The sequence below is a fragment of the Streptomyces sedi genome (assembly GCF_006335015.1).
Classification (GTDB): domain Bacteria; phylum Actinomycetota; class Actinomycetes; order Streptomycetales; family Streptomycetaceae; genus Streptomyces; species Streptomyces sedi.
Genome location: NZ_VDGT01000003.1, coordinates 176,732 through 195,692, shown reverse-complemented (window position 1 = coordinate 195,692; position 18,961 = coordinate 176,732). Strand labels below are relative to the sequence as shown.

Here is an 18,961-nt window from a genome sequence, read left to right as displayed (position 1 = left end):
GCTATTTCAGTTTGATGAAGATGAGGGGGAGCAAAGCCGTCAAAGCGGACATTCAGCCGATGCGGGCTCTCCGTTATCCGGACCGATGTGACACAGGTCGCGCACCATGCTCCGGATAACGGACGAGCCACCGCATAGCCCCCCACAAACGGGCTTGACATGACCAACGTAAAAGTCGGTCATGTCGTCGAACGCCGCAGCTCAGTTCAGTTTCGCTTGGCCCTGGCGGTGGCCCTGGCGCGGTCCCGCTGGTCCAACACGACCTTGCGAATGCGCACCTCGGTCGGCGTGACCTCCACGCACTCGTCCTCGCGGCAGAACTCCAGCGACTGCTCAAGCGACAGCCTGCGCGGCGGCACCAGGTTCTCCGTGGTGTCGGACGAGGCGGCCCGCATATTGGTGAGCTTCTTCTCCTTGGTGATGTTCACGTCCATGTCGTCGGAACGGGAATTCTCGCCGACGATCATGCCCTCGTACACTTCGGTGCCCGGCTCGACGAAGATCACGCCGCGTTCCTGGAGATTCAACATCGAGTAAGGGGTCGCGGAGCCGGACCTGTCCGCCACCAGCGAGCCGCTCTTGCGGGTACGCAGCTCACCGGCCCACGGCTCGTGCCGTTCGAAGATGCTGTGCGCGATGCCGGTGCCCCGGGTCTCGGTCAGGAACTCCGTCCGGAACCCGATCAGTCCGCGCGACGGCACCAGGAACTCCATCCGCACCCAGCCCGAGCCGTGGTTGGTCATCGTCTCCATGCGGCCCTTGCGGCTGGCCATCAGCTGGGTGATCGCGCCCAGGTGCTCCTCGGGGGCGTCGATGGTCATCCGCTCCACCGGCTCGTGCACCCGCCCGTCGATCTCCCGGGTGACCACCTCGGGCTTGCCGATGGTCAGCTCGAAGCCCTCGCGGCGCATCTGCTCCACCAGGATGGCCAGCGCCAACTCGCCACGGCCCTGCACCTCCCAGGCGTCCGGACGCTCGGTCGGCAGCACCCGGAGCGAGACGTTGCCGACCAGCTCCCGGTCGAGCCGGTCCTTGACCAGTCGGGCGGTGACCTTGTGGCCCTTGCCGCCCTTGCCCACCAGCGGGGAGTTGTTGGTGCCGATGGTCATGGAGATCGCCGGCTCGTCCACGGTGATCAGCGGCAGCGCCTCGGGGCGCTCGGGGTCGGCCAGGGTCTCGCCGATCATGATGTCCGGGATGCCGGCCACCGCGCAGATGTCGCCCGGTCCGGCGACCTCGGCCGGCTTGCGGGTCAGCGCGTCGGTCATCAGCAGCTCGGTGATCCGCACGTTCGCCGAGCTGCCGTCCCGCTTCAGCCAGGCGACGGACTGGCCCTTGCGCAGCTCGCCCTGCTTCACGCGGCAGAGCGCGATCCGGCCGAGGAAGTTGTCCGCGTCCAGGTTGGTGACATGCGCCTGGAGCGGGGCGTCCTCCTCGAAGACCGGCGCCGGAACGGCCTGGAGCAGGGTGGTGAAGAACGGTTCGAGGCTGTCGCTGTCGGACGGCACGGTCCCGTCGGCCGGCTGGGTCAGCGAGGCGACGCCGTCCCTGGCGCAGGCGTAGACGATGGGGAACTCGATCTGCTCCTCGTCGGCGTCCAGGTCGAGGAAGAGGTCGTAGGTCTCGTTCAGCACCTCGGAGATCCGGGCGTCGGAACGGTCGGTCTTGTTGACGCAGAGCACCACGGGCAGCCGGGCGTGGAGCGCCTTGCGCAGCACGAACCGGGTCTGCGGCAGCGGGCCCTCGGAGGCGTCGACCAGCAGCACCACGCCGTCCACCATGGACAGGCCGCGCTCCACCTCGCCGCCGAAGTCGGCGTGGCCCGGGGTGTCGATGATGTTGATGACCACCGGGTCGCCGCCGCCCTTGGGGTGGTAACGGACGGCGGTGTTCTTGGCGAGGATGGTGATGCCCTTCTCGCGCTCCAGGTCACCGGTGTCCATCACCCGGTCGTCCACCTGCTGGTGGGCGGCGAACGCCCCCGCCTGCCGGAGCATGGCATCCACCAGGGTGGTCTTCCCGTGGTCGACGTGGGCGACGATGGCGACATTGCGAATGTCGTGACGCGTAGGCATGACTGGGCAGTTCTCCCGGGTTCGTGGCTGGGGCGGCGCGGCGGACTGCGCCCCACCCGGGTGTGTCCGCTGGGCCCCCAGACCCGCGCGCCGGGCAGACCGTGGCACCGGCCTCGGGTGCCATGGTACGGGGCGCGCGACCCACCACGCGGCTCGCGGGGTGCCGGGAGGCGTGCGCCGGCCGGGCCGCGCCGCCGGACATGGCCGGTTCCCGCAGGTCGGCGCGGGGCACGACGTGCGGGAACCGGAGTCGGGGTGCCGCGGGGGCGGGGTCAGCGGCGGTGGGGTGGGGTCAGCGGCGGAACCCGATGTCCTCGAAGCGCGGGGTGGCCATGCCGAAGGCGCCGACGCCCGCCAGGTCCCGGTGCACGGCGACGAGTTGCGGCCGCTGGTAGAGGGGCAGCGAGCCGGCGGCGGCCCAGATCCTGGCGTCCGCCTCGTCGAGCAGTCGCTGGTACTCCTCCTCGTCGAGCGCGCCGGCGGCCCGGTCCAGCAGCTGGTCGATGTGGTCGGTGCCGACCCTCGCGTAGTTCTGCTCGACCAGCAGCTGACCGCCGGGGAGCGGGACCGGCTTGGTGAACAGCGGCCTGGCGTCGACGGCGGGGTAGGCGGTCGCCGGCCAGGAGTGGAGGGCGAGGTCGAATCCGCCGGAGGCGATGTGGCGGTCGAAGTACTCGTCGGCGGGGACCTCGCTGATCTCCGTGCCGATGCCGACGGTGGCCAGCATGGCGGCGATCCGGCGGCCGACCTGGCGCAGCGGCTCGGCGTCGGCCCCGTCGGGCAGCACGAAGCGGAGGCTCAGCGGCTCGCCGTCCCTGGTGCGGACGGGGGTCCTGGCGGCCTCGCTCAGCGAGCCGGCCTCCCTGGCCGCCTCGTCGGCGAGCCGTCGTGCCTCGGCGACGGCCTCGCTCTCCTCCGCCGCCCGCGCCCGGTCGTTCCGGTCGGCGGTGGGGAGCGGGGCGGCCATCGGGAGCGGGCCGGTGCCGGCGGGGGCCGGTGCGCCGTTGGCACCGTCGGCCGGCTCCGCCTCCGCTCCCTCCTCGTTCTTCTCGCTCTCCTCGTTCTCCTCGCTCTCCTCGCTCTCCTCGCTCTCCTCGCTCTCCTCGCTCTCCTCGCCGAGCGGTGCGTCGCCCGGCTCCTCGGCGGGCTCGGCGAGGACGTCGGCTGCCTGGGCCAGCAGGCCAGCGCGCTGGTGGGCCGCGGGCAGGCCGGGGCTCAGCGGGGCGAGCGCCGCCGCCCGTTCGCCGGTCGCCTTGTCGTCGCTGGTCGTGTCCTCGGCCGGCAGCCGCCAGCCGGCCTCCTCCAGCAGCTCGGCCGCGCGTTCGGCGCCGCCCGCGCCGATCGCGTCGCTGGTGTCCTCGTATCCGTGCTGGCCGACGACCCGCAGATGGCTGCCGAGCGGCGCGGTCGGCAGCCCGGCCGGGCCATGAACCTGGCTGGCCAGTTTCTCGCGGTCCAGGGCCCGGGCGATGGCCCACCGCACCTGTTCGTCCTCCAGCACCTCGGAGCTTCCGTTGAGGGTGAGCTGGGTGTCGCTCGGGTGGTAGGCACGATGCACGGTGAAGTCGCTCAACTGTTCGCGCAGGGCCTCCTCGCGGGTGGCGAAGGCACGTTCCCTGGTCCGGTCGGCGCCGGCCACCGCCGCCGCGTAGCGCCGGCTGGCCTCCGCGCTCTCCCCGGCCCCGTCCAGCCGGGCGACGGCGAGGTCGTGCAGGGCGTCCAGGGCGGGCGAGGCACCGCCGGGCGCGTTGAGTTCACCCTCCCCGAGCCCCTCGCCCTTGCCGTCGTCCGCGTCCGCGCCTTCGGCGCCCTCGGCCGCGCCGTCGGCCGCCTCGATGCGGGCCGCCTCGGCCGGGCTGACCTCGGCGATGTCGACCGAGCCCGCGCGCAGCGCGGCGGCGCGCTCGTCGCGGTCCACGGCCCGCAGCACCAGCTCGTCGAGGAGCGCGGTCTCCCCCCACCACTCGGGGTTGCGCGCCAGGGTGACCGAGCGTTCCTCCTGGTTCACCGACTGAACGGTGAAGGGCCCGGCGAAGAGCGGGAGTTCAGTACGGGAGCCCTCGTTGAAGAGCGCGGGGTCGCCGGTCACCTCGGCCGGGTAGAGCGGGCTGAAGAGCGCCCGCCACTCGGCGGTCGGGCGGGTGAAGACCACCTCGACCTGGTGTTTCCCCGGCCCCTCCGTGATCTCCTCGATCCGGTCGTACCCCTGGGCGCTGGCCGACCAGTACTCCGTCTCCTCGCCGCGCAGCGCCTGCCACTGCGCGGCGAAGTCCTCGGCGTCCAACGGGCTGCCGTCGCTCCAGGCAGCATCGGGGTTCAGTGTGTAGACCACCCGTTGGCGCGGCTCGGTCGCGGTCACCTCGGCGGAACGCAGAAAGTCCTCGTTGAGTCGAGGGCGCCCCTCCTCGTCGACGGTGTGGAGCATCGGCAGGGTCGCGGCGGCGATCCGCACGGTGACCTCGTCGGCCTCGAACTGGTAGGCGTTCAGCGTGGCCGGCAGGGCGTCGACCGCCCAGGTGGCGGTGCCGCCCTCGCGCAGCCCGGCGCGGTCGGCGCCGGCCACGGAACGGGCGGCGTCGTCGACGAGTGACGGCTCCTCCCCGCCCCCGCAGCCGGCGAGCAGCCCGGCCGCCAGCAGCGGTCCGACGGTGAGCGCGGCGGTCCATCGGCCGCCGGCCCGCCGGATCCGACGGCCGGTGGTGGCCGGGTGCTCGCTGTTCGCTGGGACGCCTGCCATGGCTCGTACCTCCGCCGGACCTAGTCCGTTAAGCCGTTCATCACACGTATCCACCACTGAACGGGACCGGCGCCCCCCGGCCGGACCGACACGGCGTCCCGCCCGGGCAGACCACCCGCCCGGCCCAAGCCCGGAGTCGGCGAGGTGGCCGAGACGACCCCTTCCCAAGCGGCTGTGGCGCGCGTCACACTCGTGGTGGCGATGCACCACCAACGGAGGTGGCACGTGAGCCTGTCGCACGACGAACTGCGAGCCGCGCAACGCTGTGTCGACCAACTGACCGTTCATATCGACCGTCTGGAGCGGGAGTTCGGCACCGGTCTTGAGACCCGGCGGCTGCGCGCCGACGCCCGGCACCTGCGGGAGGGCCTGGGACTGCTGGCCGCCTCCCACGGCGACCGGCCCGACGCGTCCGGCACGTCCGGCACGTCCGGCGCCGAAACCATCGCGGTCCCCGAGGCGCCCTACGACCGCGACCTGTGGCGGGACGCCGACGACGAGGGGCTGGGCGCGCGACACGGCCCCGCCCGCCCCTGAGGTTCCGCGCACGCCCCGCGGCGCGCGCCGGACCACGTTCCATGCCCGCACGACCCCGACGAGCATCGGGAGCAATCCGTGGCAACCGAAACCGCATCGAACGCCCCGGCGGGCCGCGCGGCCGTCGGGGCGCGCCATCTGCGCACCGACCGGTGGTGGCTGGCGCCGGCGGCGACCGCGCTGGCGCTGCTGGCGTTCGTCGGCTACGCCAGCTGGCGCGCGTTCTCCGAGGCCGACTACTACGCGGCGCCCTATGTCTCCCCCTTCTACTCGCCCTGCCTGGCCGAGGCGTGCGAGCCGATGCGGGACGGACCCAACTGGGCGCTGGTCGGGGAGTGGTGGCCCTTCTCCCCCGCGCTGGTGATCCTGGTCTTCCCGCTCGGCTTCCGGATGACCTGCTACTACTACCGGAAGGCCTACTACCGTTCGTTCTGGGCCTCGCCCCCGGCCTGCGGGGTCGCCGAGCCGCACCGCTCCTACTCGGGCGAACGGCGCTTCCCGTTGATCCTCAACAACGCGCACCGCTACTTCTTCTACGCCTCGGCCGTCATCGCCTGCGTGCTCACCTACGACACGGTGCTCGGCTTCCGCGACGACGAGTACGCCTGGGGCCACATGGGCGTCGGCACGCTGCTCTTCCTGGTCAACATCGTGCTGGTCTGGGCCTACACCCTCTCGTGCCACTCCTGCCGGCACGCGATGGGCGGGCGGCTGCGCAACTTCTCCCGCCACCCGGTGCGTTACCGGCTCTGGACCTGGGTCAGCCGGCTGACGAGCCGTCACATGGCACTCGCCTGGGCCTCGTTGATCAGCCTCGGCCTGTGCGACCTGTATGTCTACCTGCTGGCCACCGACGTCATCTCCGACCCGCGGCTCTTCTGAACGGGCGGAACGCCGCCCGGCCAGCCGTCAGGAACCGTCAGCCCACGAGCGAGGAGTGACCGGAGTTGAGCAACGTGGCACGGCAGACGTGGGACGTCGTGGTGGTGGGCGCCGGGGGCGCCGGGCTGCGGGCGGCGATCGAGGCGCGTGAGCAGGGGCTGCGCACCGCCGTGATCTGCAAGTCCCTCTTCGGCAAGGCCCACACCGTGATGGCCGAGGGCGGCATCGCCGCCAGCATGGGCAACGTCAACGCACGCGACGACTGGCGGACGCACTTCCGGGACACGTTGCGCGGCGGGAAGTTCCTCAACCACTGGCGGATGGCCGAACTGCACGCGCGCGAGGCGCCGGACCGGGTGTGGGAGCTGGAGACCTGGGGCGCGCTCTTCGACCGGACCCGCGACGGGCGGATCTCGCAGCGAAACTTCGGCGGCCACGAGTACCCGCGCCTGGCACACGTCGGCGACCGGACCGGGCTCGAACTGATCCGCACCCTCCAGCAGCGGGTGGTCGCCCTCCAGCAGGAGGACTTCGCGGAGAGCGGGGACCACGAGGCGCGGCTGCGGATCTTCCAGGAGTGCACGGTCACCCGGGTGTTGACGGAGGGCGGGGTGCCGGGCGGGCGGGTGGCCGGGGTGTTCGGCTATGTGCGCGAGTCGGGCACGTTCCTGGTGCTGGACGCGCCGGCGGTGGTGCTGGCCACCGGCGGGATCGGCAAGTCGTTCAAGGTCACCTCCAACTCGTGGGAGTACACCGGCGACGGGCACGCGCTGGCGCTGCTGGCCGGGGCGCCGCTGGTGAACATGGAGTTCGTGCAGTTCCATCCGACCGGCATGGTCTGGCCGCCGTCGGTCAAGGGCATCCTGGTCACCGAGTCCGTGCGGGGCGACGGCGGGGTGCTGCGGAACAGCGCGGGCCGGCGGTTCATGTTCGACTACGTGCCGGAGGTGTTCCGCGCGCAGTACGCGGCGGACGAGGCCGAGGCCGACGGCTGGTACGACGATCCGGAGCACCACCGCCGCCCGCCCGAGCTGCTGCCGCGCGACGAGGTGGCGCGCGCGATCAACGCCGAGGTGAAGGCGGGGCGCGGCAGCCCGCACGGCGGGGTCTTCCTCGACGTGTCGACGCGGCTGCCGGCGGCCGAGATCGAACGCCGACTGCCTTCCATGCACCACCAGTTCAAGCAGCTGGCGGACGTGGACATCACGCGGGAGCCGATGGAGGTGGGCCCCACCTGCCACTACGTGATGGGCGGCGTCGACGTGGACCCGGACACCGCGGCGGCCACCGGGGTGCCGGGGCTCTTCGCCGCGGGCGAGGTGGCCGGCGGGATGCACGGCTCCAACCGGCTGGGCGGCAACTCCCTCTCCGACCTGCTGGTCTTCGGCCGCCGCGCGGGGCTGCACGCCGCGCTGCACGCCGGCGGGCTGGCGCCGGCGCGCCGGCCGCGGGCGGGCGACGCGGAGTTGGCGGCGGCCGAGGCCGAGGCGCTGCGGCCGTTCGGCGGCGCGGAACCGGCGGGCGGCGGCGCGGAGCCGGAGAACCCGTACACGATCCACACCGCGTTGCAGCGCACGATGAACGACCTGGTCGGCATCATCCGGCGGGACGCCGAGATGGCCGAGGCCCTGGAGCGGCTGGCGGCGCTGCGCGCGCGGGCCGAGCGCGTCGCCGTCGAGGGCCACCGGCAGTACAACCCCGGCTGGCACCTGGCGCTCGACCTGCGGAACATGCTGCTGGTCAGCGAGTGCGTGGCGTTGGCCGCGAGAGAACGCACCGAGTCGCGCGGCGGCCACACCCGTGACGACCACCCGGCGATGGACCCGGCCTGGCGCCGGGTGAACCTGCTGTGCGCGCTGCCCGAACCGGCGGCCGGGGTGCGGCTGACCCGCCGCGAGCTGCCGGCGATGCGGGCCGACCTGCTCGCCCTCTTCGAGCGGGACGAGCTGGCCAGGTACCTGACCGAAGAGGAGCTGACATGAGCGATTCCACGGGCGAGGACACGGGCGAGGCGACGGCCGACGACGGAACGGGGACGGGCGCGGACGCGGGGACGGGCGCGGACGCCGGCGCGCCGCGTCGGGCGCGACTGCGGATCTGGCGCGGGGACGGGCCTTCGGGGCGGCTGACCGACTACACGGTGGACGCCCACGAGGGCGAGGTGGTGCTGGACCTGATCCACCGGGTGCAGGCCACCCAGGCCCCCGACCTGGCGGTGCGCTGGAACTGCAAGGCGGGCAAGTGCGGTTCGTGCTCGGCGGAGGTCAACGGGCGGCCCCGGCTGCTGTGCATGACGCGGATGTCCCTGTTCGCTCCGGACGAGGTGCTGACGGTGACCCCGATGCGCACGTTCCCCGTGGTCAGGGACCTGGTCACGGACGTCGCCTTCAACTACGCCAAGGCGCGGGAGATCCCCGCGTTCGTTCCGCCGCCCGGCCTCGGCCCCGGTGAGTACCGGATGAGCCAGGAGGACGTGGCGCGTTCCCAGGAGTTCCGCAAGTGCATCGAGTGCTTTCTCTGCCAGGACGTCTGTCATGTGGTGCGTGACCACGAGGAGAACAAGGAGTCCTTCGCGGGACCGCGCTTCCTGATGCGGGCGGCCGAGCTGGACACCCATCCGCTGGACGCGGCGGGTGAGCGGGGGATGGACCGTGCGCGCGGCGCGCAGGAGGAGCACGGGCTCGGCTTCTGCAACATCACCAAGTGCTGCACCGAGGTCTGCCCCGAGTCGATCAGGATCACCGACAACGCGCTGATCCCCCTGAAGGAACGCGCGGTGGACCGCAAGTACGACCCCCTGGTCTGGCTGGGCTCGCGCATCCGGAGGCGCCGGCGCGACGACTAGGACGCGTCCGGCGTGGGGGCGCACGGGGGGAGCACGAGGCGTGCGCCGGCGCATCGCACCAACGCTGTGGCCTGAACCGTGTGCGCTGGGTAAGGCGCTGGCGTAAGGTCGGGCATATGCGGAGGTGGGGTGAGGGATGAACGGCAGCATTTTGCACCCGTGGCAGGTGATCCGTCAGGAGAAGAACGGCAGCCGCTACCGGATAGGGAGGTGCGCCACCAGGTCCGAGGCTCAGCGCCTCATCGAGCGGTTGCGCGCCGGCGGCGCCGAGGCGCCTCCGGCGCATCCGGACGCCGACTACCTCGTGGAGCGGGTGGAGGCCCAAGGACGCGGGCGCCGCTGACCCCAGGCACAATCGGGTATAAGGGACATTCATCCCTGCTTCGTCGGGTCTGCCGGCGAAGGCACCCGACGGGGGACGTGGAGCGTTGCACAGAGAACCGGCCCACCCGGACAACCCGTCCGGCGCCCAGCGCTCGCTGCTGGACATCCTCCGCTTCGGCTTCCTGATGCTGGACGAGGCGGACCGGGTCGTGCTGTGGAGCCCCGCCCTCAGCGAGATCCTGGGACGGTCCCAACAGCGGACCCTCGGCACCCGACTGGCCGAGCTGCTCGTCACGGATGACGGCGATGACGACGGGGACGACGGCGGCGGGGACGACGGCCGCGGGGACGACGGGAACGGCGACGGCCGCGGGGACGGCGGGGGCCCGCCCCTCACCCACCGCGGGGTGCTGGCCGAAGGCGGCTGGCGCGGGATGCTGCGGATGCGCCACGAGAACGGTTCGGGCGTGCTCATGGAGTGCCGCGCCTACCCGCTGGGCGAGGACGACGAGGGCCCACTCGTTCTGGCCAATCTCCTCGAAGTCGGCGAGATGCTCGACGTGGAGCAGGACCTGGCCGCCCTTGAGGGCCTGTTCACCGCCTCGCCGCTCGGCATCGCCATCTTCGACACCGAGCTGCGCTACGTACGGGCCAACGACGCGCTGCGCCGGTTGCAGGACGTCGGCGACCGGGAGCTGCGCGGCCGGACCGTGCTCGACGTGCTGCCCGAGCCGACCGCCCAGGAGCTCTACCGGGTGCAGCGCGAGGTGCTGGTCACCGGCCAGCCCGTCACCAACCTGATCCTCTCCTCCCCCGACGGCCAGGGCGCCCAGTCCCTCTCCCTCGGCCAGCTGCTCGGCAGGGACGGCCAGCAGCTGGGCGTCAGTTGCACCGTGATGGACATCAGCGACCGGCGCGAGGCCCTGGACAAGATCGAACGGGCCCGCCAGCGGCTGGCGCTCCTCAACGACGTGGGCAACGCCATGAGCGACCTGCTCGACGTGCGCCGGATCGCGGAGTCCCTGGCCAAGCAGCTCGTGCCCCGGTTCGGCGACTACTCCAGCGTCCAGCTCCTCGCCCCCCTGGCGACCGGCGGCGACCCCGTCCCCGTCGAGGTGCTCGGCGAGGCCGAGCTGGTGCAACTGAGCGTCGCCGCCAAGCGCCACACCGAGGCCATCGACCGGCTGCTCGGCGTCGGCAGGTCCGAGTCCTTCGCCCCGACCCCGCTGCTCGCCGGGGCGCTCGCCCGGGGCGAGTCCGACCTGACCGAGTCCCAGGAAGCCCTGGTGGAGGGGTTGCCCGAGGACTCCCCGATGGTCGAGTCCGTCGTCGGACTCGGCATCCACTCCATGCTCACCCTGCCGCTGCGGGCCCGCGGCACCACGCTCGGCGTGCTGCTGATCAGCCGCGCCGGGAAACGCACCCCGTTCGACCGCGACGACCTGGCCCTGGCCACCGAGGTCGCGGCCCGCGCCGCCGTCTCGCTCGACAACGCGCGGCTCTACGCCAGGGAGCGCGAGGGCGCGCTGATGCTGCAACGCAGCCTGCTCCCCCAGTGGCTGCCCGAGCTGCCAGGTGTCTCGGTCAGCCACCGCTACGTGCCAAGCGCCAGCGGCGCGGAGATCGGCGGCGACTGGTTCGACGTGATCCCGCTGGCCGGCGGTCGCATCGCGTTCGTCATCGGCGACGTGACCGGCCACGGCCTGCGCGCCGCCGCCACCATGGGCCAGCTGCGGACCGCGGTGCGCACCCTGGCCACCCTCGACCTGGCCCCCTCCGAGCTGCTGCGGCGGATCAACGACCTCGGCGAGGACATCGCCCAGCACCCCGACGCCCCGATGATGGCCACCTGCGCCTACGCCGTCTACGACCCGGCCAGCCGCATCTGCACCATCGCCAAGGCCGGCCATCTGCCGCCGGTGCTGGTCGGCAGGGAGGACGGCGACACCTGGCGGGCCCGGCCGCTGGACCTGCCGGCCGGGTTGCCGCTGGGGGTGAGCGGCACCTCGTTCGAGGAACGCCGCATCGAGCTTCCCGAGGACACCCTGCTCGTCCTCTACACCGACGGGCTGATCGAGACCAGGGACGAGGACCTGGGCGTCGGCCTGGACCGGCTGTGCGGCCTGCTGGAGCGCGTCACCGGCGCCGACGTGCCGCTCGGCCTGGTCTGCGACCACCTGATCGGCGCGCTGCGCCCCCACAACCAGGACCACGACTCCGACGACGTGGCCCTGCTGATCGCCCGCCTCGGCGGGCTGGCGGCCGACCGGCTGGCGTCCTGGACGTTCCCCGCCGAACGCGCCATGGTCCGCGAGGCGCGCGCCGCCGTGGTGACGACGCTGCGCGAGTGGGGCCTGGACAACCTGGCCGAACAGGCGGAGCTGCTGGTCAGCGAGGTGGTCACCAACGCCGTCCGGCACGCGCGCGGCCCGGTCGAGGTGCGCGTGGTGCGCGGCTCCTCGCTGCTGGTCGAGGTCACCGACCCCGTGGCCGACCCGCCACGCGAGCGAACGGCCACCCCCGAGGACGAGGGTGGCCGCGGCCTGTCGCTGGTCTCCCGGGAGTCCCGCCGGTGGGGGACCCGGCGGGGGCCGGCCGGGAAGACCGTCTGGTTCGAACTCACCACCGGCCCCTGAGCGCTCCCGCCGCTCAGGCGGCCAACGCCGCCTCGACGGCGGAGGAGCGGCGCACCACCCGGCGGGCGGTGCCGATGCTGGCGGCCAGCGTCACCAGGAAGGCGACCGCGACCACCGCGCCCTGGATCACCCAGACCCAGCCGTCGTCCGGCACCCAGGCGTCGGCCCTGGCCTGCCCGAAGGGCAGCAGCCCCACACCGGCGGCGACCAGCCCGGCCACGATGCCCGTGCCGGCGACCAGCAGCGCCTCAAGACCCACGGTCAGAAACACCTGACGGGGCGTCGCGCCGGCCAGCCGCTGCTGGCCGAACTCCCGCCGGCGGAACGACGTGGCCGAGACCAGGGTGTTGACCAGCATGATGCAGCAGAAGGCGACGATGATGCCGACCACCACGTAGTTCATGGTCTCCATGGTCTGGCTCGACTCGTCCGCCACCAGGCCGTCGGCCCGCAGCCGGAGGTTCTCCACCCGCTGCATCGAGAGGGTGCCGGCCGCCGTCCCGGTGAAGAGCGCCACCGGCGCGACCGCGCGGGCCAACTCCCCCGTCCGCTGCCGCACGTTGCGCACCGCCAGCTCGCCGCTGACCCCGCCCAGCAGCCGCAGCGCCCAGCCGAGCGCGAGCGTCACCCCGCGCAGCAGCACCGGCGCCAGCAGCGCCATCGTGACGGAGGCGGCGACCACGGCCGGGCCGGCGCCGGTCATCACGTCGGTGCCCTCGCCGTCCAGGACGGTCAGCACCGCCGTGGTGGAGCCGGCGGTGGCCAGCAGCGCCAGCAGCGTCAGGACCCAACGGGCCCTGCCCATCAGCGGCTCGTCTCCCCCGGCGCCCGAGGCGTCGGCCATGGCCTCCGCCGCCCGCATCGCCGTCGCCCTGCGGGCCGTGATCAGCGCGCCGACCACGGCCGCGACCATCGCGTTGACCATGCCCATGGTGATCGCGACCGGCCCGAAGGCGTGGCTGACCCCCTCGTCGACCTGCCCGGTCTCCTTCAACGCCTCGAACAGCAGCTGCCCGAGCCCCATCGCCGGCACGATCGCGGCGACGGCGGCCAGCGCCGCCAGCGCCACCGTCTCCCCGACCACCAGCCGCCGCACCTGGGCCGGGGTGGCGCCGATGCTCTTCAGCAGCGCCATCTCCCTCGCGCGCTGGCGCACCGTCAGCGACATCGTGGAGACCACGGCGAAAACCACCAGCGCCAGCCCCCAGCCGCCGACGACGAACGCCATCGTCTCCAGCGTCTCCTTGCTCTGGTCGGGGACGCCCGGCTCGCCCGCCGTGTCCAGCAGCGACCCGAAGGCCATCACCATGGCGGCGCCGAAGAAGACCGCCAGAAAACCGGCCACGAAACTGCCCGGCCGCTTGACCAGGGAACGCGTCGTCAGCTGGAACACGTCAGACCCCCACACCGTGCGCCGCGACCGGGCTGTCCTCGGCGTCCCAGGCGCCCAGCCTGGTCATCCGCTCGGCGACCTCCTCGGCGGTCGGCCGCTGGAGCGCGCCGGCCAGCCGGCCGTCGGCCAGGAAGATCACCTGGTCCGCGTAGGAGGCGGCGACCGGGTCGTGGGTCACCATCACCACGGTGCGGCCGTAGTCCCGCACCGCCTGGGTCAGCAGCCCCAGCACCTCGCGGGCGCTGCGGGTGTCCAGCGCGCCGGTCGGCTCGTCGGCGAAGACCACCTCGGGCTCGGTGACCAACGCCCGTGCGATGGCGACCCGTTGCTGCTGACCGCCGGAGAGCTGCGCCGGCAGGTGCCGCAGCCGCTGGCCGAGGCCCAGCCGCTCCAGCACGGAGACCGCCTTGGCCCGGTTGATCTTGGTGCCGGCCAGCTTCGACGGCAGCAGGACGTTCTGCAGCACCGTCAGCGTCGGCAGCAGGTTGAACTGCTGGAAGATGAAGCCGATCCGCTGCCGGCGCAGCCGGGTCAGCTCCGCCTCGCTGTTGCCCGCCAGCTGGGCGCCCGCCACCACGACCAGCCCGGCCGACGGCTGGTCCAGGCCGGCGGCGCACTGGAGCAGCGTGCTCTTGCCGGAGCCCGAGGGACCCATCACGGCGGTGAAGGTGCCCGTCGGCAGGGAGAGCGTCACCCCGTCCAGCGCCTTCACCGCGGTCTCGTCGCCGCCGCCCCGCCCGTACACCTTGCTCACGGAGACCAACCGCAACGCCTCAGGCGCGCCCGCCACCGCCTCGTCCGTCACTCGGAACATCGCTTTCTGCCCTTCTCCGTCGCCGTGGCGGCGCGTCTGCCGTCACCCATGACGCTACGGAGAGCGGGGGGTGGTCACGATGGGCGCAGACACCGAACCACGGGGGGCCCTGACGACGCGCGGGGGTGTCGCTGGCACCACCCCGGACGGGGGGCGAGGCGCCGCGGGCCCGCCTCCGGCTCAGCGAACGGGCAGGTGGTAGGCGACGCGGAAGCGGTCGGCCGGGACCACCACGTCGGCCGTCTCCACCGGCAGGCAGCCCGCCCGGTAGGTGCGGCTGACCACCAGCACCGGATGGCCGGGCAGCCCGCCGAGCACCCGGGCCTCGGCCGCCAGCGCCGGCCTGGCCTCCACCTCCTCGGCGACGTTGTCCACGATCACGTCGATCGCGGCCATCCGCTCCACCACCCCGCGCCCGGCCAACGGGCCCTGCTCCGGCAGCATCACGGGCGTGCGCCCCGTCAGCCGCAGCGGCTCCCAGGAGGTGGAGGACATCGCCGGCTCGGTGCCGACCCGGAAGACATAACGCGTGCACATCACCGGCTCACCCGCGTCGATCGCCAGCCGCTCGGCGATGCCGGGCGCCGCCTCCACGCGCTCGCTGCGCGCCTCCCAGGTGCCGCGCACCCGTTCGTCGGCCTGCTCCTGCCGGAACGGGGTGCAGTCGCCCAACGTGCGGTACCCACTACGGGTGATCGTGCGCGGCACCGGCCGCTCGCGCACATAGGTGCCGGAACCCGAGCGCCCCTCGACCAGGCCCTCCGCCATCAGGACCTTCCGCGCCTCCAGGGCCACGGTGTCCGAGACGCCGTAGGTGGAGCGGATGCTGGCCTGGGACGGGAGCCGCGTGTGCGGCGGCAGGGTCCCGTCGGCGATCTGCTGTCGAAGGTCGTCCGCGACTCGCAGATACGCGGGCTGTTCACCGAATGCCACGAGCCCCTCCCACAGGTGCTGACGATTTATGCTGACAAACAGCAACAGCTTGACAACAGAAAGTTGTCGACCGCAAGGAACGGCCAAAGTTTCACTCGAAGTGATGACCGTGGCTTCACAGGGCCCGCTCCCCGTGCTCCGCTTCCCTTCCGATGGGCAAAGCTTTCGTGCGGAACTCCGGCGGGATCCGAACCGCCGCTCTCCGGCTGGCAGAATGCCGACGTTCAGAGCGGCCCCGCCGACCACCAAACCGGCCCGGCCCACGGGGAGATCGGGAAGGGGCGCGGCAGCATGAGCGCGTCAGGTGGTACGAAGGCGATCGTCGCGGCGCTCAGCGCCAACCTCGCCATCGCGGTCAGCAAGTTCACCGCCGCCGTGTTCAGCGGCTCGTCCTCCATGCTGGCCGAGGGCGTGCACTCCCTCGCCGACGCCGGCAACCAGGCGCTGCTGCTCCTCGGCGGCAAGCGCGCCAAGCGGGCCGCCAGCGAGGAACACCCCTTCGGATACGGCAGGGAGCGCTACATCTACGCGTTCCTCGTCGCCATCGTGCTCTTCTCCGTCGGTGGCCTCTTCGCCGTCTACGAGGGCGTCGAGAAGATCCGCCACCCGCACGAGATCGAGCACTGGTACTGGCCGGTGGGCGTGCTGGTCTTCGCGATCATCGCCGAGTCGTTCTCCTTCCGGACCGCGATCAGGGAGGCCGACGAGATCCGCGGCGGCCAGTCCTGGACCCGCTTCGTCCGCACCGCCAAGGCCCCCGAGCTGCCCGTCGTGCTGCTGGAGGACCTCGGCGCGCTGATCGGCCTGGTGCTGGCCCTCGGCGGCGTCGGCCTGGCGCTGCTCACCGGCGACGGCGTCTGGGACGGCGTCGGCACGCTGTGCATCGGCGTCCTGCTCGTGGTCATCGCGGTGGTGCTCGCCGTCGAGACCAAGTCGCTGCTGCTCGGCGAAGGCGCCGAACCGCGCTCGCTGCGCCGCATCAGGGAGGCGATCGTCGACGGCGAGACCGTCACCCGCGTCATCCACATGAAGACGCTCCACCTCGGCCCCGACGAGCTCCTGGTCGCCGCGAAGATCGCCGTCGACCACGAGGGCGACGCCGCCTCCGTCGCCCACGCGATCAACGCGGCCGAGACCCGCGTCCGCGAGGCCGAGCCGCTGGCCCGGATGATCTACCTGGAGCCCGACATCTACCGCGAGCGGCCCTCCACCCCGACCGAGGCCTGACCCGCCCTCACCCCGCCCCGGCCAGCAGCTCCCGCGCCTCCTCGGCGAACGGCGCGAAGCCGCTGGCCGCCGCCCGCCGCAGGGGGCTGCGGGCGGCCTCCCGCTCGCCCCGGTCGAGCAGGATCCTGCCCACCCGGTAGCCGGCCTCGCCGACCAACTCCGGGTCATCCGTGCGGTGCAGGGTGCGTTCGTACCACTCCAGCGCCTCGTCCCACCGCTCCAGCCAGAAGCACAGCTCGGCTATGTGCGCGGCGCACTCTGGCCCCTGCCTGTGCTTGGACTCGGCTATCGGCCGGAAGTGCTCCAGCAGCTCGGGCAGGTCGTGCTCCGCCTTGGCGACCAGACCCAGGTTGTAGACGGCCCGGTGGGACATCTGCTTGTCGCCCTTGGCCAGGGCTCGCCGCCACCACTCCCGCGCCGTCGCGTTGTCGCCGCGCCGGTGCGCCTCGGCGCCCATCGTGACGGCCGCGGACGCCGCGTGCTTGCCCTGCCCCTGGGCCACCCGCTCCAGCAGCCGCGACGCCAACTCCTCGTCCCCGGCCTCCAGTCGCATATGGCCGTAGAACGAGGCGGCGCGCAGCCGACTGCCCACGGCGGGGCCGACCTCCGCCCCGCGGTACCGCTTGCGGAACGACTCCTCCTTCGCCCCGGTGGCCGCCTCGTCCACGGCGCGCGCCGCCTCCTCGGCCCCCAGTTCGGTGAGGAGCGCGACGAGCAGCCGGGCCGAACCGGCGGCCGACCGCTCCGAGTCCACCCCCCGCGTCGTCAGCAGCGCGGAGCGCGCCCATGCCGCGAGCGCCACCGCGCCGTCCCCCCGCGCGTGCGCCAACGCGGCCCGCTGGGAGGCGGCCTTGGCGGCGTTCTCGAAGATCTCCAGCCCCGCCTCCGCCCGCGCGAACGCCTCCTCCGCGCGTTCGTTCTCCCCCGAGTCCCGCAGCGCGCAGCCGAGCCGAAAGTGGCACTGCGCGCGCAGGTCGTCGTCGACGCCCTCGACCGCCGCGCCATGCCCGAACCACTCCGCGGCCCGCGCGAAGTCGGAGCGCTGCCCTGCGGCGGAGCCGACGCGGAAGTAGCCTTCGGCGGCCACGCGCGGGTGAACGGGCTCGGCAGCCCTGGCCAACGCGACGCTCCCCGCCTCGTCGCCCCGGTCGTACAGGGCCTTCAACAGCTCAGCCGCCGCCGACCCCCCGCGCGGCGGGGCCACGAAGCCGTCGCGCGCGACGACCCGCGCGTAGCCCTCCGCCGCGCGGCCGGTGGCGAGCGCCAGTTCCAGCAGCCGCTTCGTCTCCGCCTCCCTGCTGTACTCGCGCCAACGGTTCATCGTGAGATCGACGAGAAAGGCCGCCATGTCGTCGACCTCGGCAGGAGCGTCGCTCTCGACGGACGCGGCCACGGCCGCCTCGGCCCCCTCGACGTCCCCAGCGAAGAGCTGCCCGGCCAGCTCGACGACGGCCCGCCCGTGCCACTCGGCGAGCGCCGCCATCGCCGCGTCCCGCGCGCCGTCGCCGTGGAGCCGGTCGGCGGTCTCCGCCGGGGACTCCGCGCCCGTCAGCCGCCGGGCCTCGGCGATGACGCCGAGGTCCATCTGCTGCTCCCCCCGGGCGACGGCCCTGCCGAACGCCTCCCGCGCGCCCTCCTCGTCGCCGAGCCGACGCAGCAGCGCGCCCAGCCGCAGCGCCGCCCGGGAGCGGTAACGCGCCCCGTACCGCTCGTGGTCCTTGCTCCGTTCGGCCCGCTCGTACAGGGCCCGGGCGGCCTCGTCGTCGCCCCCGGCCTCCCGCAGCCGCCCCAGATACAGCAGCCCCTTGCCACGCTGCGCACGGTCCTTGCCCTCCGCCACCCGCAGATAGGCTTCGGCGGCACCCTCGACGTCGCCCCGCCGCTCGTTCAGCCACCCGAGCGTGAAGCACGGCTCAGCCTCCGACTCGGCGCCCATGGCGCAGAACTCGCGCCAGTCCTCCCACGGATCGTCGCCGTCCTCCGAGTGACCGTCGGTCTGGTCCGCGTAGCTCGTCGTGCCCCAACTCTGGCCGATCCGCAGCGACTCCAGCCAGCGGGCGTCGGTGACATACACGTCGTAGTCGCCCTGGGCGAGCGACTCCTCGTCCTGCCAACCGCCGTCGCGCTCGTAGTAGAACGTCGCCAGCCGCTCGAAGGCCTCGTCACTCACCGGATGGTTGCGCCTGGCCACCCGCTCGTACCGCTCGACGAAGCAACGGTGATCGGCGCCGTCCAGGAAGTCGTCCAACGGCACCAGGTCCGTCAGCACCCCGAACCGGTGCTGGCCGAAATCCTCCGCCGCCTCCCACAGCACCCGGAAGAAGAAGCTCGGGTCCTCGGGCAGCAGCTCGGCCGTCCCCCAGCTGGGCTCGTAGTACACGACGAAGACACGAAACCGCACCCGTCGCCGCTCACGATCCAGATCGAGCACACGGACACCGAAGAGGTCGGTGGACATGGGGGGACCCTCCAAAGAGCAACACACGGTAAAACCACCCCGGGAAAACCCCGAGTGAGGAAACTCACCGTAGCCCCACCCACTGACAACGGCCCCGCAC

General features: G+C 72.8%; 13 protein-coding genes. 7 read left to right on the top strand and 6 right to left on the bottom strand.

What is annotated here, in order from left to right; translation table 11 throughout:
• Window positions 1-206: 206 nt before the first annotated feature.
• Complete coding sequence (typA, locus tag FH715_RS05590; RefSeq protein WP_139641314.1) at window positions 207-2,075, bottom strand: translational GTPase TypA; 1,869 nt, start codon at window positions 2,073-2,075, stop codon at window positions 207-209.
• 292 nt (window positions 2,076-2,367) lie between these two features.
• The gene (locus tag FH715_RS28080) at window positions 2,368-4,812 is read right to left on the bottom strand and encodes an ABC transporter substrate-binding protein (RefSeq protein ID WP_170184640.1); all 2,445 of its coding nucleotides are present in this window, start codon (window positions 4,810-4,812) and stop codon (window positions 2,368-2,370) included.
• 225 nt (window positions 4,813-5,037) lie between these two features.
• Here FH715_RS28080 and FH715_RS05575 point away from each other — a divergent pair, with 225 nt between their 5' ends.
• The 6 genes from FH715_RS05575 to FH715_RS05550 all read left to right on the top strand — a co-directional run bounded on the left by FH715_RS05575 (window position 5,038) and on the right by FH715_RS05550 (window position 12,036).
• Window positions 5,038-5,349: a hypothetical protein gene (locus FH715_RS05575; protein ID WP_139641312.1), complete on the top strand. Its 312-nt coding sequence runs from the start codon at window positions 5,038-5,040 to the stop codon at window positions 5,347-5,349.
• Between the two features lie 78 nt (window positions 5,350-5,427).
• Window positions 5,428-6,231 (top strand): hypothetical protein, encoded by an 804-nt coding sequence (locus tag FH715_RS05570; protein WP_139641310.1) that lies wholly within the window; start codon window positions 5,428-5,430, stop codon window positions 6,229-6,231.
• A gap of 65 nt (window positions 6,232-6,296) precedes the next feature.
• Window positions 6,297-8,213, top strand: a complete 1,917-nt coding sequence (locus FH715_RS05565) for a fumarate reductase/succinate dehydrogenase flavoprotein subunit (protein WP_139641308.1) — start codon at window positions 6,297-6,299, stop codon at window positions 8,211-8,213.
• The gene (locus FH715_RS05560; protein ID WP_139641306.1) at window positions 8,210-9,076 is read left to right on the top strand and encodes a succinate dehydrogenase/fumarate reductase iron-sulfur subunit; all 867 of its coding nucleotides are present in this window, start codon (window positions 8,210-8,212) and stop codon (window positions 9,074-9,076) included. The genes FH715_RS05565 and FH715_RS05560 overlap by 4 nt, the downstream gene beginning before the upstream one ends.
• A 136-nt stretch (window positions 9,077-9,212) precedes the next feature.
• A complete protein-coding gene (locus FH715_RS05555; protein WP_139641303.1) occupies window positions 9,213-9,419 on the top strand; it encodes an SPOR domain-containing protein in 207 nt (68 codons plus the stop codon).
• An 85-nt stretch (window positions 9,420-9,504) separates the two neighbouring features.
• Window positions 9,505-12,036 carry a SpoIIE family protein phosphatase gene (locus FH715_RS05550; protein WP_246108580.1) on the top strand — a complete coding sequence of 844 codons (2,532 nt, stop codon included), beginning with the start codon at window positions 9,505-9,507 and terminating at the stop codon, window positions 12,034-12,036.
• Between the two features lie 13 nt (window positions 12,037-12,049).
• Here the strand turns inward: FH715_RS05550 and FH715_RS05545 are convergent, their stop codons facing one another.
• The 3 genes from FH715_RS05545 to FH715_RS05535 all read right to left on the bottom strand — a co-directional run bounded on the left by FH715_RS05545 (window position 12,050) and on the right by FH715_RS05535 (window position 15,176).
• Window positions 12,050-13,429 (bottom strand): FtsX-like permease family protein, encoded by a 1,380-nt coding sequence (locus FH715_RS05545; RefSeq protein WP_139641301.1) that lies wholly within the window; start codon window positions 13,427-13,429, stop codon window positions 12,050-12,052.
• A gap of 1 nt (window position 13,430) precedes the next feature.
• The gene (locus FH715_RS05540; protein ID WP_139641299.1) at window positions 13,431-14,243 is read right to left on the bottom strand and encodes an ABC transporter ATP-binding protein; all 813 of its coding nucleotides are present in this window, start codon (window positions 14,241-14,243) and stop codon (window positions 13,431-13,433) included.
• 180 nt (window positions 14,244-14,423) lie between these two features.
• On the bottom strand, window positions 14,424-15,176 hold the full coding sequence (locus tag FH715_RS05535) for a GntR family transcriptional regulator (RefSeq protein WP_139641297.1): 753 nt from the start codon (window positions 15,174-15,176) through the stop codon (window positions 14,424-14,426).
• Window positions 15,177-15,467: 291 nt separating this feature from the next.
• Between FH715_RS05535 and FH715_RS05530 the strand changes: the two genes are divergently transcribed.
• The gene (locus FH715_RS05530) at window positions 15,468-16,403 is read left to right on the top strand and encodes a cation diffusion facilitator family transporter (RefSeq protein ID WP_139641295.1); all 936 of its coding nucleotides are present in this window, start codon (window positions 15,468-15,470) and stop codon (window positions 16,401-16,403) included.
• A gap of 7 nt (window positions 16,404-16,410) precedes the next feature.
• Here FH715_RS05530 and FH715_RS05525 read toward each other — a convergent pair whose 3' ends face one another.
• Window positions 16,411-18,861 (bottom strand): tetratricopeptide repeat protein, encoded by a 2,451-nt coding sequence (locus FH715_RS05525; protein ID WP_139641293.1) that lies wholly within the window; start codon window positions 18,859-18,861, stop codon window positions 16,411-16,413.
• Window positions 18,862-18,961: the final 100 nt, after the last annotated feature.

Bases quoted from the DNA above. Each gene is read 5' to 3' on its own strand.
- FH715_RS05540 (WP_139641299.1), bottom strand. From the start codon at position 14,243: ATGTTCCGAGTGACGGACGAGGCGGTGGCGGGCGCGCCTGAGGCGTTG.
- FH715_RS05560 (WP_139641306.1), top strand. From the start codon at position 8,210: ATGAGCGATTCCACGGGCGAGGACACGGGCGAGGCGACGGCCGACGAC.
- FH715_RS05555 (WP_139641303.1), top strand. From the start codon at position 9,213: ATGAACGGCAGCATTTTGCACCCGTGGCAGGTGATCCGTCAGGAGAAG.
- FH715_RS05530 (WP_139641295.1), top strand. From the start codon at position 15,468: ATGAGCGCGTCAGGTGGTACGAAGGCGATCGTCGCGGCGCTCAGCGCC.
- FH715_RS05525 (WP_139641293.1), bottom strand. From the start codon at position 18,861: ATGTCCACCGACCTCTTCGGTGTCCGTGTGCTCGATCTGGATCGTGAG.
- typA (WP_139641314.1), bottom strand. From the start codon at position 2,075: ATGCCTACGCGTCACGACATTCGCAATGTCGCCATCGTCGCCCACGTC.
- FH715_RS28080 (WP_170184640.1), bottom strand. From the start codon at position 4,812: ATGGCAGGCGTCCCAGCGAACAGCGAGCACCCGGCCACCACCGGCCGT.